Source organism: Nonomuraea basaltis (assembly GCF_005893125.1).
In the GTDB taxonomy this organism is placed as follows: Bacteria; Actinomycetota; Actinomycetes; order Streptosporangiales; family Streptosporangiaceae; genus Nonomuraea; species Nonomuraea basaltis.
Genome location: NZ_VCJS01000666.1, coordinates 1 through 381, shown reverse-complemented (window position 1 = coordinate 381; position 381 = coordinate 1). Strand labels below are relative to the sequence as shown.

Sequence of the window (381 nt, the reverse complement as noted above, 5' to 3'; positions counted from 1 at the left end):
GATCAGCGGACGAGCCACGGCGAACAGCACGAACGCCACCGACGACGCCCAAGCCAGCACGGTCAGCCCCCGTGCCTTCGACGCCCAGGCCGACTCGCGCCGCCAACGCAGGGTCAGCCCGACGATCGCGATCGCCAGCGCGAGAAGTCCGCACGTCGGGCGGGTAGAGGCTGCGCAGGTAGCGGCAGAACTCCAGGAACTCTCCGCGTCGCTTGCGCTTCTTGACGTGCCCATACATCTTGTCCTTGCCCAGATCTAACGCGGCGAACAGGTGCCGCACCCCTTGGGTGCGGGTGTAGGTGGCGCGCATCCGCGGCCGAGGCTAACGATCGGGATCCTTGCCCTTGCCGCCGACGTCGGTCCACTGCCTACCGGGACGCG

The 381-nt window shown here is 68.5% G+C and carries 1 pseudogene; it reads right to left on the bottom strand.

Annotated features, from left to right (window positions below):
* Positions 1-310 (bottom strand): annotated as a pseudogene (locus EJK15_RS76090) (hypothetical protein); the annotation flags it as partial.
* Positions 311-381: the final 71 nt, after the last annotated feature.